This window comes from Robbsia andropogonis (assembly GCF_000970345.1).
GTDB lineage: Bacteria > Pseudomonadota > Gammaproteobacteria > Burkholderiales > Burkholderiaceae > Robbsia > Robbsia andropogonis.
This window is the reverse complement of the sequence record NZ_LAQU01000006.1, coordinates 1-13,194: the sequence shown is the minus strand read 5'-3', so window position 1 is coordinate 13,194 and position 13,194 is coordinate 1. Positions and strand designations below refer to the sequence as shown.

The window sequence follows — 13,194 nt, the reverse complement described above, 5'->3', positions numbered from 1 at the left end:
CGGTATGGTGAAGCGTCCGGCGCGCGGGCCAATGCGGCCGCGCCTGGCACTCGATGGCGTGCTGCTGATCGACAAGCCGCTGGGCATGTCGAGTAACGACGTGCTGATCAAGGCAAAGGGCATGCTGCGGGCGAAGAAAGCCGGGCACACGGGCACGCTCGATCCGTTGGCATCGGGACTCTTGCCGGTGTGTTTTGGTGAGGCCACGAAGTTTTCGCAGGATCTGCTCGATGCTGACAAGACGTATGAAGCGACGATGCAACTGGGCGCGAGGACGGACACCGGCGACGCCGAGGGCCTGATCATCGATCGACGCCCGGTCGCTGTTGCCTTTGCCCAGTTGACACCTTTGTTTGACCGCTTCACCGGCGTCATCGCTCAGGTGCCGCCGATGTATTCGGCATTGAAGCGCGATGGCAAGCCCTTGTACGAATATGCGCGTGCGGGCCAGGAAGTCGAGCGGGCCGCGCGCGAGGTGCATATCCACGCACTGACCGTGCTATCCGATGAGGCACAACTGACACACTATGCCCAGGTGCGCTTTCGCGTAACGTGCAGCAAGGGCACCTACGTTCGTACACTTGCCGAGGACCTCGGCGAGGCGCTCGGATGCGGGGCGTATCTGATTGCACTACGTCGCACCGGCGTGGCGACGTTATCGATCGACGACGCGATCACGCTCGATGCATTGCAGGCACGCGTCGATGGGATTCGGGGCACTGGAAAGCATGCCGATGCCGAGAGTGGCGGCGATCGACAATCAGCGCCACCTCCAGCGCGGCACGAGGGTGGTGCGGGCTGCGACGCTGCCGCCGCCGGTGTCACGGGGGGGGTGCCAGACGACGCGGCATTGGTAATAATGGCGGCATGGCTGCAACCGGTTGACGCCTTATTGCAGCGCCTGCCGCGCGTGACGTTGGATGCCGTTTTCAGCGCGCGCTTTCTTCATGGGCAGCGTTTGCGCGTGGACGCAACCGCCGTGGCGGCGCTTCCTGACGGCTATGCAGGATTGGTACGGGTCTACGGTACAGGCAAAAGCGAAAGTGCCCCAGGCGCGGCCGAATCGGTCAGCAGCGGGGCGGATGCACCGACCGATCCGGGGCGTGCAAGCGCACTGGGGACGCTGCCCCTCCGATTGCTGGGGACGGCGCAGTGGACCGATGGCTTGCTCGCTCCGGCACGCCTGATCGGCACCGGGGGCTAACACGATTGCATGACCGCATGGCGGGTCAATGCGCGCCGGATGCCGCGGCGTCGGCGCCTGCCGACGCGCGCTGGCGTTGCGTGATCCAGACAAGGCCGATCAGCACGATGAAAATCGCGGCGGACAGGTAGAACAGGTCGTTGACACCCATCGTCTGGGCCTGCTGATTTACAAGCCGGTCGAAAGTCCCCAGCGCCTGGGCGTGCGACATCCCCATCGATTGCATCTGGTCGACGCTTTGATTGAACAACGGATTGTAGACGTTGGCCTGCTCGGTCAGTTGTGCATGATGCAAATCCGTACGCCGTTCCCACGCTGTGGTGAATACCGACGAGCCGACCCCCCCCAGCATGATGCGAACGAAATTCGAGAGACCCGACGCCGCGGGCATTCGGCTGCCCGGTAGGCCCGACAACGTGATGGTTACCAGCGGAATAAAGAACCCTGCCAGCGCCGCGCCTTGCAGCAGCGTGGGCAGCATCAATGAAAACGTATCGACATCCACGGTGTAGCGTGAACGCAGCCAGAACACGATGGCGAAAACGATAAAGGCGGCGGTAGCGATATAGCGGGGGTCCGTTTTTGGCAGGTACTTGCCGGTCAGCGGCGACAACAGCACCGCAAACACGCCGACGGGCGCCATCACCAACCCCGCCGCCGTCGCGGTATAGCCGATGGTGGTCTGGAGCCATAGCGGCAGCAATACCAGGTTACCGAAGTACAGCCCGTAACCCACGGCCAATGCGACGGTGCCGCCGGTGAAGTTGCGCGACGCGAACAAGGAAAGATCGACGATCGGATGCGTGGCCGTCAGTTCCCATATGACGAACACGACCAATCCGAGAACCGCGACGATCGCCAGCACGACGATCGTCGTCGAACTAAACCAGTCCAGATCCTTGCCCTTGTCCAGCATGACCTGCATCGACCCGACCCAGATGATCAGCAAGCCGAGGCCGACGGTGTCGATGGGCAGGCGTCGCGTCGCGGACTCACGTTTGCGATAGATCGCCCAGGTCACGGCGGCGGCGATGATGCCCACCGGCACATTGACGTAGAAAATCCAGGGCCAACTATAGTTATCCGAAATATAGCCGCCGAGAATCGGGCCGGCGACTGGTGCGATCAAGGTGGTCATCGACCAGAGCGCCAATGCCATCGGCGCTTTCGCGCGGGGATAGCTGGACAGCAGCAACGTCTGCGAGAGCGGAATCATCGGTCCTGCCACTGCCCCTTGTAATACGCGGGCGCCCAGCAGGAAGGGGAGGGTGGGCGCCAGGCCACAGAGCCAGGAAGCGATCACGAACAGCATGATCGACCAGAAGAACAGCCGCACTTGCCCGATTCGTTGCGTCAGCCAGCCCGTCAAGGGCACCGAGATGGCGTTGGCCACTGCAAACGACGTGATGACCCAGGTCCCCTGGTCCGATGCCACGCCGAGATCCCCTGAAATCGCCGGGATCGATACATTGGCGATCGACGTGTCGAGCACGTTCATGAACACTGCCAGTGACACGGCGATCGTGCCCAGCGCCAGCGTGCCGCCGGTCAGCGGCGGGTGTGCCGCGCCAGGCGTGCCGGGCGCGGGGGATGCGCCGCTTGATGCGGCGGGAGAAGGGGAGGATGCCATGCGTGACCTCGGTGCCGTGACGACGACCCACTACGATGCGTCGCCACGGCGAGCTATGACAGTGCGCCGTGCCTCGAACCGCGCCGGCGCGCCGGTCTTTGTTGCTACGTTCGATTACTTCGACTTGGCATTGCCCGACATCGCGACGTTATCGGCGATGATCTTCGCGATTTCCGCGTCTGCTTGCGCGCCATATTGTGCGAACACGTCAGTTTGGTAGACCGTGTTTTTCGTGCTGGCAAGCAAGCCGCCATTCTGGTCATGCGTATCGACGTCGACGTCCATGGACAATCCGATCCGCAGCGGATGGTCCTTCAATTCGTTCGGATCGAGGGCGATACGTACCGGGAGGCGCTGCACCACCTTGATCCAGTTACCAGTGGCATTCTGCGCCGGCAGCAGCGCGAAGGCGCTGCCGGTTCCGGCCGAGAAGCCTTGCACGTGGCCGTGATAGACAACACTCGAACCATAGGCATCGGCGGTCAATTCAACCGGTTGACCAATGCGCACCTTCCGCAGTTGCACTTCCTTGAAGTTGGCATCCACCCAGACTTCATTGAGCGGCACGATTGCCATCAGCGGTGTTCCCGGCGACACGCGCTGCCCCACTTGCACCGAGCGTTTTGCAACAAAACCACTTACCGGTGCCGGTAATGTATTCCGGGCATAGTTCAGATAGGCATCGCGGACCTTGGCCGCCGCCAGCTTGACGTTCGGATGATCCGATACTGTCAGGTTGTCCGTCAGTGCGCGGTTCGAGGCGAACTGCTGCTTCGCGGCGTTCAATGCGGCCTGCGCGCTGCTGACCGCATCGCGGGCATGCGATATTTCTTCCGCGGATACCGCACCGGTCCGCGCGATGGCCAGACGACGGGTCAGATCTGAGCGGGCCTTCGCGAGATCCGACTCGCGTTCGGCGACGGTTGCCTGATATGCGTTGGTGTTCGCGTACAGCGTCCGTACCTGCCGCACGGCCTGCGCCAGGCTGGCCTCGGCTTGCTCCAGCGCGACCTTGGCATCGGCTTCATCCAGGCGTATCAGCGGATCGCCTACCTTGACCGTCTGCGTGTCGTCGGCGTTGACGGCAACCACCGTGCCGGTAACCTGGGGGGTGATTTGCACAACGTTGCCGTTGACATAGGCGTCATCGGTTTCCTCGTGGAACTGCGCTACCAGGAAGTAATAGAAGCCGTACGCGACGGCGGCGGCAATGACGATCAGCGCGACAATCGTCAACCAGAGCGCGCGACGCCCCGACGACGGTTGTGGCGGTTGCGGTCCCGGTCCCTGATGCGGTGTTTGGTTGGGGGCCTGATCGGGCGTCCCGGCCGCCGGTTGATTCGAACTCATGCTTGACTCCCTCAAGACGTCGTGTGGCGCACGTTGTGAGATTGACGTACGCGTCCATGTTTTATAGAGCGGGCTTGCTGCCGGGCATGTCGGCGTTGGCATCGAAGCCACCGCCAAGCGCCTTGATCAAGCCGATTTGCTGGTCTCGACGTTGCGCATCCAGCGTCACGACCGTCTGGCGTTGTTGCAGCAGCGCCTGATCCGCGCTCAGCACCTGCAGTTGTGTCGACAGGCCGCCTTTGTAACGGATCACCGCCAGGTCATAGGCCTTCTGCGCGGCATCGTACGCGGATTGCGCATCCGCCTGCTGATGTTCGGTCGAACGGATCTGCGCTACTTGCGTGGCAACGTCGTTCAATGACTGCACCAACGTGCTGTCATAGCTTGCCACCGCGTTGTCGAACGACGCATACCGGTCCTTCAACTGCGCGCGTAACGCACCGGCATCGAAGATTGGTAGATCGATGGCGGGGCCGGCCTGGATTTGCCGGCTACCAAATTTCAGGAAGTTGCCGAAGCCGAACGCGTCGAAGCCAAAAGCCGCGCTCAGGTTCAGATTCGGGTAGAAGTTCGCCTTCGCCACCTTGATGCCGGACATTGCCGCCTCCACGCGCCAGCGCGCGGCGACAATATCTGGACGGCGCGAGATCAGGTTTGCCGGCAGGTCGGCCGGTAGCGCATAGGCATCCGACGTGCCGATGGTCGCCAGCGCCGGCACGGCGATTTGCAGACCGCGATCCGGCCCTTTGCCTAGCAGGGCTGCCAACTGGTAGCGGGTCACGACGATCGCGCCTTCGAGCTGGCTGATCTGCGTGCGCGCGGTGGCCATATCGGCTTCCGACGTCCGCGTTTCCACCTGCGTGTCGAGCCCCGCGTCGAACCGCGTTCGACTGATCGAGCCGATGTCCTGGCGCTGCTGTAATTCCCGCTTGGCCACGTCGAGTAACGCATATTGACGCGCCAGCGCGCTATAGGCCTGCGCGATCGAGACGGCCAGCGTCAATTTGGCTTCCTGGGTTTCGGCGAGCGCCGCGCGTTCCTGCGAAATGGCCTGCTTCAGTCCGTTGCGATTCTTGCCCCATAGATCCAGTTCGTACGATGCGGTAGCGGCCAGATTGTTCTCGGTGTACCAATTGCCGCCATACGGGGGCGGATACAATGCCTTGCCCGAGTACAGCTCACGCTTCAGTGAATAGTTGGCATTGACGTGCGGTAGCAACGCCGCGGCCGCGTTCCCTGTGTAGGCCGCGGCCTGATTCAGCCGTGCCTGTGCCTCCGCGATCGTCGGACTATTGGCGATGCCTTCGTCAATCAACGCTTGCAACTGGGGATCGCCGAACGTGGTGGCCCATTGCATCGTCGGCCAGTTGCCGCCCTGGAGCGGCAGGCTCTGGGCTGTATCGAAGTGCGACAGGGCGGCAGGCTGCTTGTCGCTGTGAATGCCCGCATAGTTCGCGCAACCCGATAGCGTCAGGCTGGCGACCGTGCTGGCCAGCAGCGCGACGCGCAACACGGGGCGCGTGAAACGAATGGCTGTCATTGCCGGTCTTCTTTGGATGAAAAATAGTGGACGTTGCAAGCGTTTTGTCATGATTTGTCTCTCCCCGAGGCACGGCCGGCATCACCTTGGGAGGGCCGTGCCGGTTTATGGGAAGTGGGCATGCCGGGCGACGCGGCAGAAGGTTCGCGCGGCTGTTCGCAATTGATGATGATGCGCCGCAGCAAGCTCTTCAGGAATCCGGCCTCCTCGTGCGTGAAGCCGGCAAGCATGCGCTCGAGTACCTTCGTATAGAGCGGCCCCAGGCGCGCCACCATCGTCCAGCCATCGTCGGTCAATTCGAGGTTGACGACGCGGCGGTCGGCCTGGCTGCGCACCCGGCTTACTAGGCCGCGTTTTTCCAACTTATCAAGCAGGCGGGTCACCGCGCTGGCATCCAGGCCATATTCGCGTGCCAGTTCGGCACCGCTCAAGGCGCCGTGCCGGAGCAGGAGCAGCATACTGGACTGGGTGCTGGTGAGATCGAGTTCCGCGACCGTAATTTGATTAGTCTCATTGGCCATTTTCGATCGGACGCGCGCCATCAGGTAGCCGACGGACTCGTCGGCACACCATTCGAAATCGTCGGAGGTGAGGCGATCCGACAATGTCGCAGTGGATACGGACGTCGGCCCCGCGCCGTCCGGCCGATCGTTCGACGGTGGCATGGCATGCGAATCGTCCTGATCGTCACGGGAACGGTAGGCTTCTTTAGAAGGCGGACGGGCAGGAGCGGAAACCACGGGTCGATATCGGCAAAAGGCATCTTGCACGCCACGCCATGCCACGGCACGAAAGCGGATTCTCCCTTTCGGCTGCGGTTAGCGTCTTTTCAGTACTCGGTTTTTACCAAAAAGCGTGCAAATGCAATCATTGAGTAAGCATGGATTATAGGCGTATTCCATAGCCTTGGCAACGAGCTCGGTGAAGCCTCTTTCCCGGTAAGCAATGTGTGGGAATTAGGTCACGGTAAGAGGTACGAAAGTCGGGCCGGCAATGGCAAAAAAGCCGCATCGGTACGCATCGCGGCGCAAAAAGACCTGGTTGCAAATGGGAATGAGGGTTTATGCCATGTCCTGGTGATATACTCGCGTGTTCTAGAAAATGCGCAGAGCAGGCTGGTGCGATACCGAGATGTGGCAGGTATCGCACACAGGCCCGGTCTGGCCCCTTTTTTAGGTTCGGTTCAGGCCGAAGCGTCCGGTGATGTCGTCAACTCATCATCGCCGTCGACGCGGACCCCATTTTCGTGCATCCGAGTTCCCTCCGAGTTAACCAATGACCCGCGCGCTACGCAATATCGCCATCATCGCCCACGTCGACCACGGCAAGACCACGCTGGTTGACAAACTGCTCCGTCAATCGGGCACTTTCCGTGAGAACCAACAGACCGCCGAGCGGGTGATGGATTCGAACGATATTGAAAAAGAACGCGGCATTACGATTCTCGCGAAGAATTGCGCGGTCGAGTACGAAGGCACGCATATCAATATCGTCGACACCCCGGGCCACGCCGACTTCGGCGGCGAGGTCGAGCGCGTGATGTCGATGGTCGACTCCGTGCTGCTGCTGGTGGATGCCGTTGACGGCCCGATGCCGCAAACGCGTTTCGTGACGATGAAGGCATTGGCGATGGGCCTGCGCCCGATCGTCGTGATCAACAAGATCGATCGTCCAGGCGCGCGTCCGGACTGGGTCCATGGCGAAACCATGGACCTGTTCGACAAGCTGGGTGCAACCGAAGAGCAATTGGACTTCCCGGTGGTCTATGCGTCGGCGCTGAACGGCTATGCCAGCCTCGACCCGGAAACGCGCGATGGTGATATGCGTCCGCTGTTCGACGCCATCCTCAAGCACGTGCCGGTACGTCCGGCCGACCCGGATGCGCCGCTGCAGTTGCAGATCGTGTCGCTGGACTTCTCGACCTTCCTCGGCAAGATCGGCATTGGCCGTATCAACCGCGGCCGGATCAAGCCGGGCCAGAACGTGACGTATCAATTCGGCGTCGATGACGAGCCGAAGAGTGGCAAGATCAATCAGGTGCAAGGCTTCTCGGGCGTGGACCGGGTGCAGTTGCCCTCGGCCGAGGCGGGCGACATCGTCCTGATCAACGGTATCGAGGGTATCAGCATCGGCGCAACGATCTGCGACGTGGGAACGCCTGAACCACTGCCGCTGATCAGCGTCGACGAACCGACGTTGACGATGAACTTCATGGTCAATTCCTCGCCGCTGGCGGGCCGGGACAAGAAGACCAAGTACGTGACGAGCCGTCAGATTCGTGACCGCCTGCACAGCGAACTGCGTCATAACGTGGCGTTGCGCGTCAAGGATACGGAAGAGGAAGGATCGTTCGAGGTGTCGGGTCGGGGTGAATTGCATCTGACGATCTTGATCGAGAACATGCGCCGGGAAGGCTATGAACTGGGCGTGTCGCGTCCGCGCGTTGTTATGAAGGAAATCGACGGCGTGAAGCACGAGCCGTACGAAAACCTGACTGTGGACGTCGAAGACGAACACCAGGGCGGCGTGATGGAAGAACTGGGTCGCCGCAAAGGCGAACTGTCGAACATGGTGTCCGACGGCCGTGGCCGGACGCGCCTGGAATACGTTATTCCGGCGCGCGGCCTGATCGGTTTCCAAGGCGAGTTCCTGACGCTGACGCGTGGCACGGGCCTGATCAGCCATACCTTCAATGGCTTCCAGCCGGCAAAGGAAGGCAAGATCGGTGAGCGCCGCAACGGCGTTTTGATCTCCCAGGACGACGGCGATGCCGTCGCGTACGCCTTGTGGAAGCTGCAAGACCGCGGTCGCATGCTGGTCGAACCGGGCGATCCGCTGTACGAAGGCATGATCATCGGCATTCACAGCCGCGATAACGATCTGGTCGTCAATCCGATCAAGGGCAAGCAGTTGACCAACGTGCGTTCGTCGGGCACCGACGAAGCCGTGCGTCTGGTGCCGTCGATCAAGACGACGCTGGAATACGCAGTCGAATTCATCGATGACGACGAACTGGTGGAAGTGACGCCTGAGTCGATCCGCATTCGCAAGCGTTATCTGAAGGAACACGAGCGCAAGCGCTCATCGCGCGAAGGCTGATTGCCGCGGGCATCGTGCCCGTTACTGACTGTCGTACTGGTCTGAAAAACCGGCTGCCACGTGAGAATGAGGCAGCCGGTTTTTTATGGGCACGTGTCGGAAAGTGCGATCGGGTGAATAGTTGTAACCTCGCGTTTCGTGCGACAGCGCCGTGGGAGCGGCGCGTTTAAAGATGCGCATCGCGCTTTGCCCGTCGGATCAAGGGTTCAGTCATATTTATTGGCATGTCAATAGGTGCAGAAACCGAACAGACGCCGCGCGTATCGTGCGACTGCATGACGCAGGGCATTGGCCATCCGTGCTATGCTCTCGAAATAAGAAGCTCGGTCCTTCCAAGCACAACTTGATTCGCAATCCGCCAAACGGTCAGGCCGTGTCGCGGAAGGTTTTTGCAACCCGCTATTTCTCGAGAAACTCGAAGAAAAGTGAGCGTGAAAAAATGATGAAGCAATTCCAGTCGAACTCCTACCTGTTCGGCGGCAACGCAGCGTACGTTGAAGAAATGTACGAGCTGTATCTTGACAACCCGGCGTCTGTTCCGGATACGTGGCGCGATTATTTCGATGCGCTACAACATGTCCCCGCGGTGGATGGCAGTGCCGCGAACGACGTAGCCCACCGTCCCATCGTCGAATCTTTCGAGCAGCGTGCGCGCGGCAACGGCTTTACGCCGCGGACTGGCGAAAGCGGCTTGGCGACGGCCGGCAAGCAGGTATTTGTCCAATCGTTGATCGGTGCATACCGGTTTCTGGGTGCCCGTTGGGCCAATCTGGACCCGTTGAAGCGTCAGGAGCGTCTGCCGATCAAGGAACTCGAACCCGGTTTCTACGACTTCACTGAAGCGGACATGGACCAGAAGTTCAGCGCGAACAGCCTGTACTTCGGTTATGACACCGCCACGTTGCGGCAGATCCTGCAGGATCTGCGCGACACGTACTGCGGCACGATCGGTGTCGAGTACATGTATATCAGCGACCCTGAGCAAAAACGGTGGTTCCAGAAGAATCTGGAAGGCTCCCGTTCGACGCCGAAATTCGATACGAAGAAAAAGACGCGTATCTTGGAGCGCCTGACAGCCGCCGAAGGCCTGGAGCGTTATCTTCATACGAAGTACGTCGGTCAGAAGCGCTTCTCGCTGGAAGGCGGGGAGAGCTTCATCGTCGCGATGGATGCGTTGGTGCAGCGCGCCGCATCGGTCGGCGTGCAGGAGGTCGTGATCGGCATGGCCCACCGCGGCCGCCTCAATGTCCTGGTGAACTCCCTCGGCAAGATGCCGTCGGACCTGTTTGCCGAATTCGAAGGCAAGCACGTCGACGATCTGCCCGCGGGTGACGTCAAGTACCACAAGGGTTTCTCGAGCGATATCGCGACCGAGTCCGGCCCGATCCACTTGTCACTGGCGTTCAACCCGTCGCACCTGGAAATCGTCAACCCGGTGGTCGAAGGTTCGGCGAAGGCGCGTCTGGACCGCCGTGGCGACCTGGAAGGGCGCGAGGTGCTGCCGGTGCAGGTGCATGGCGATGCGGCCTTTGCCGGTCAGGGCGTCGTGATGGAAACGCTGAATCTCGCGCAGACGCGCGGCTACGGCACGCACGGCACCGTGCACATCGTGATCAATAACCAGATCGGTTTCACCACGTCCGATCCGCGTGACTCGCGCTCGACATTGTACTGTACCGATGTCGTCAAGATGATCGAGGCGCCGGTGCTGCACGTCAACGGTGACGATCCGGAAGCGGTCGTCTACGCGGTCGAGTTGGCGGTGGACTATCGTGCGACGTTCCATCAGGACATCGTCATCGACATCGTGTGTTTCCGCAAGCTTGGTCACAACGAGCAGGACACGCCCGCGGTGACGCAGCCGCTGATGTACAAGAAGATCGCGCAACACCCCGGTACCCGCGCGCTGTACGCGGACAAGCTAGTGGCGCAGAAAGTGTTGGAATCCGATGGCCCGGACGAATTGGTCAAGGCATTCCGGACCGCGATGGACCAGGGTCATCACACCGTCGATCCGGTGCTGTCGAACTACAAGAGCAAGTATGCGCAGGACTGGGCGCCGTTCCTGAACAAGAAGTGGACGGACGCGGCCGACACGCAGGTGCCGCTGGCCGAGTTGAAGCGCCTGGGCGACGCGATCACGAAGTACCCGGAAAATTTCAAGGTCCACCCGCTGGTCAATCGTGTCATCAGCGATCGCCGCGAAATGGCGGAAGGCAACAAGCCGCTGGATTGGGGCATGGGTGAGCACCTCGCCTACGCGTCGCTGGTGGCATCGGGCTTCGCGGTGCGGCTGACGGGTCAGGACAGCGGTCGCGGAACATTCTCGCATCGCCATTCGGTCTTGCATGATCAGAATCGTGAGCGTTGGAACGACGGTACGTATATTCCGTTGCAAAACGTGTCGCCGAATCAGGCGAACTTCACCGTCATCGACTCGGTGCTGTCCGAGGAAGCGGTGCTGGGCTTCGAATACGGTTACTCGACCGCGGAACCGAACACGTTGGTGGCATGGGAGGCGCAGTTCGGCGACTTCGTCAACGGCGCGCAGGTCGTCATCGACCAGTTCATCTCCAGTGGTGAAGTGAAGTGGGGCCGTGTGTCGGGCCTGACGATGTTGCTGCCGCATGGCTATGAAGGCCAGGGTCCGGAGCACTCGTCCGCGCGGATCGAACGCTTCCTGCAATTGTGTGGCGAGTCCAACATGCAAGTGGTGCAGCCCACCACGCCGGCACAGATTTTCCATGTGCTGCGCCGCCAGATGATCCGGCAGTTCCGCAAGCCGCTGATCGTCTTCACGCCGAAGTCGCTGTTGCGTCACAAGGAAGCCATCAGCTCACTGGACGAGCTGGCAAGCGGTACGTTCCAGCCGGTCATCGGCGACCGCAGCGATGTGACGGACAACAAGGCGCTGGATGCCGGCAAGGTCAAGCGGATGATTGTTTGCTCGGGCCGTGTGTACTACGATCTGGTCGCGCATCGCCGTGAGACAAATGCGCAGGTCGCCATCGTGCGGATCGAGCAGTTGTATCCGTTCGCGCACAAGGCGTTCGATGCCGAAGTCAAGAAGTACGACAATCTGGCCGAGGTCGTCTGGGTGCAGGACGAGCCGCAAAACCAGGGGCCGTGGTTCTATGTCGAACATCACCTCTTCGAGGCGTTGAAGGACGGGCAGAAGCTGGCATACAGCGGCCGTCCGGCATCCGCATCGCCGGCGGTCGGCTACTACGCCAAGCATTACGAGCAGCAGAAGGCGCTGATCGAAGGTGCGTTCGGCCGTCTCAAGGGCGCAATGACCAAGTAAGGCAGCAGCGGCGCGGGACGCGCCTTGCACAAACGTGTCACGAAGATCTGCCAGCATCGATGCGGGCACGGTGACACCGGAGGGCGGGGTGGTTCGCGCGCCGTGCCGCGTGCGCTCGATGTGTCCGTTGTGCGTTCGCGCGGCTCCCGTCTATCCATTTACCGTATTGTCCAGGAAGCGTTATGGCTATCAAAGAAGTCACAGTTCCCCAGTTTTCGGAGTCGGTCGACGAAGGCACCCTGATCAGTTGGAAGAAGAAAGTCGGCGATGCCGTCACCGTTGATGAAACGTTGATCGAGATCGAGACGGACAAGGTCGTGCTGGAAGTGCCGGCACCGGCGTCGGGCGTGTTGAGCGAGATCCTGCTCCAGGATGGCGCAACGGTGAAGTCGGAACAAATTCTGGCGAAGATCGACACGGAAGGAAAGGCGGGTGCCGCCGCACCGGCTACTGCCGCACCGGAAGCGAAGGCTGCCACGCCGGCGCCGTCGCCGGCGGCACAACCGGAAGCCGCACCGGCATCGTCGTCGGGCCCGGCTTCTCCGTCCGCCGCAAAGATCCTGGCCGAGAAGGGCGTACCGGAATCGTCGGTCGCCGGCACCGGCCGCGACGGTCGTGTGACGAAGGGCGATGCCTTGTCGGCGCAGGCCGGCGCGGCGCCAAAGGCGGCCGCACCGCTGGCACAGCCGAAGGCACCGGCGGGCGTGAGCGAAGCGCTCGACGGCCGTACCGAACAGCGCGTGCCGATGTCGCGCCTGCGTGCACGTATCGCCGAACGTCTGCTGCAATCGCAGCAGACGAACGCGATCCTGACCACGTTCAACGAAGTGAACATGAAGCCCGTGATGGATCTGCGGGCAAAGTACAAGGACCAATTCGAGAAGGAGCACGGCGTAAAGCTCGGCTTCATGTCCTTCTTCGTGAAAGCCGCCATCCACGCGCTGAAGAAATTCCCGTTGGTGAATGCGTCGATCGACGGTAACGACATCGTCTATCACGGCTACTTCGACATTGGTATCGCGGTTGGTTCACCCCGCGGCCTGGTGGTGCCGATCCTGCGCAATGCC

The 13,194-nt window shown here is 61.2% G+C and carries 8 protein-coding genes; 4 read left to right on the top strand and 4 right to left on the bottom strand.

Annotated features, from left to right (window positions below):
• The first annotated feature begins 4 nt into the window (after positions 1 to 4).
• Positions 5 to 1,204 (top strand): tRNA pseudouridine(55) synthase TruB, encoded by a 1,200-nt coding sequence (truB, locus tag WM40_RS32445; protein WP_046152603.1) that lies wholly within the window; start codon positions 5 to 7, stop codon positions 1,202 to 1,204.
• A 25-nt stretch (positions 1,205 to 1,229) separates the two neighbouring features.
• On the opposite strand, the gene WM40_RS07570 is transcribed toward truB, so the two are convergent.
• The 4 genes from WM40_RS07570 to WM40_RS07555 all read right to left on the bottom strand — a co-directional run bounded on the left by WM40_RS07570 (position 1,230) and on the right by WM40_RS07555 (position 6,389).
• Positions 1,230 to 2,834: a DHA2 family efflux MFS transporter permease subunit gene (locus WM40_RS07570; protein ID WP_082102504.1), complete on the bottom strand. Its 1,605-nt coding sequence runs from the start codon at positions 2,832 to 2,834 to the stop codon at positions 1,230 to 1,232.
• Between the two features lie 114 nt (positions 2,835 to 2,948).
• Complete coding sequence (locus WM40_RS07565; protein WP_036006564.1) at positions 2,949 to 4,184, bottom strand: EmrA/EmrK family multidrug efflux transporter periplasmic adaptor subunit; 1,236 nt, start codon at positions 4,182 to 4,184, stop codon at positions 2,949 to 2,951.
• 61 nt (positions 4,185 to 4,245) lie between these two features.
• Positions 4,246 to 5,724, bottom strand: a complete 1,479-nt coding sequence (locus tag WM40_RS07560) for an efflux transporter outer membrane subunit (protein WP_046152602.1) — start codon at positions 5,722 to 5,724, stop codon at positions 4,246 to 4,248.
• A 47-nt stretch (positions 5,725 to 5,771) separates the two neighbouring features.
• A complete protein-coding gene (locus WM40_RS07555; protein ID WP_082102520.1) occupies positions 5,772 to 6,389 on the bottom strand; it encodes a MarR family winged helix-turn-helix transcriptional regulator in 618 nt (205 codons plus the stop codon).
• A gap of 610 nt (positions 6,390 to 6,999) precedes the next feature.
• Here WM40_RS07555 and typA point away from each other — a divergent pair.
• From typA to WM40_RS07540, 3 genes are all read left to right on the top strand, one after another.
• Positions 7,000 to 8,823 (top strand): translational GTPase TypA, encoded by a 1,824-nt coding sequence (typA, locus tag WM40_RS07550; RefSeq protein ID WP_046152601.1) that lies wholly within the window; start codon positions 7,000 to 7,002, stop codon positions 8,821 to 8,823.
• Positions 8,824 to 9,262: 439 nt separating this feature from the next.
• Positions 9,263 to 12,127: a 2-oxoglutarate dehydrogenase E1 component gene (locus WM40_RS07545; protein WP_024901324.1), complete on the top strand. Its 2,865-nt coding sequence runs from the start codon at positions 9,263 to 9,265 to the stop codon at positions 12,125 to 12,127.
• A gap of 182 nt (positions 12,128 to 12,309) precedes the next feature.
• The coding region (locus tag WM40_RS07540; protein WP_046152600.1) for a 2-oxo acid dehydrogenase subunit E2 at positions 12,310 to 13,194 on the top strand (885 nt) is incomplete at its 3' end.

Coding starts and splice junctions, on each gene's coding strand:
- truB (WP_046152603.1), top strand. CDS start 5: ATGGTGAAGCGTCCGGCGCGCGGGCCAATGCGGCCGCGCCTGGCACTC.
- WM40_RS07570 (WP_082102504.1), bottom strand. CDS start 2,834: ATGGCATCCTCCCCTTCTCCCGCCGCATCAAGCGGCGCATCCCCCGCG.
- WM40_RS07565 (WP_036006564.1), bottom strand. CDS start 4,184: ATGAGTTCGAATCAACCGGCGGCCGGGACGCCCGATCAGGCCCCCAAC.
- WM40_RS07560 (WP_046152602.1), bottom strand. CDS start 5,724: ATGACAGCCATTCGTTTCACGCGCCCCGTGTTGCGCGTCGCGCTGCTG.
- WM40_RS07555 (WP_082102520.1), bottom strand. CDS start 6,389: ATGCCACCGTCGAACGATCGGCCGGACGGCGCGGGGCCGACGTCCGTA.
- typA (WP_046152601.1), top strand. CDS start 7,000: ATGACCCGCGCGCTACGCAATATCGCCATCATCGCCCACGTCGACCAC.
- WM40_RS07545 (WP_024901324.1), top strand. CDS start 9,263: ATGATGAAGCAATTCCAGTCGAACTCCTACCTGTTCGGCGGCAACGCA.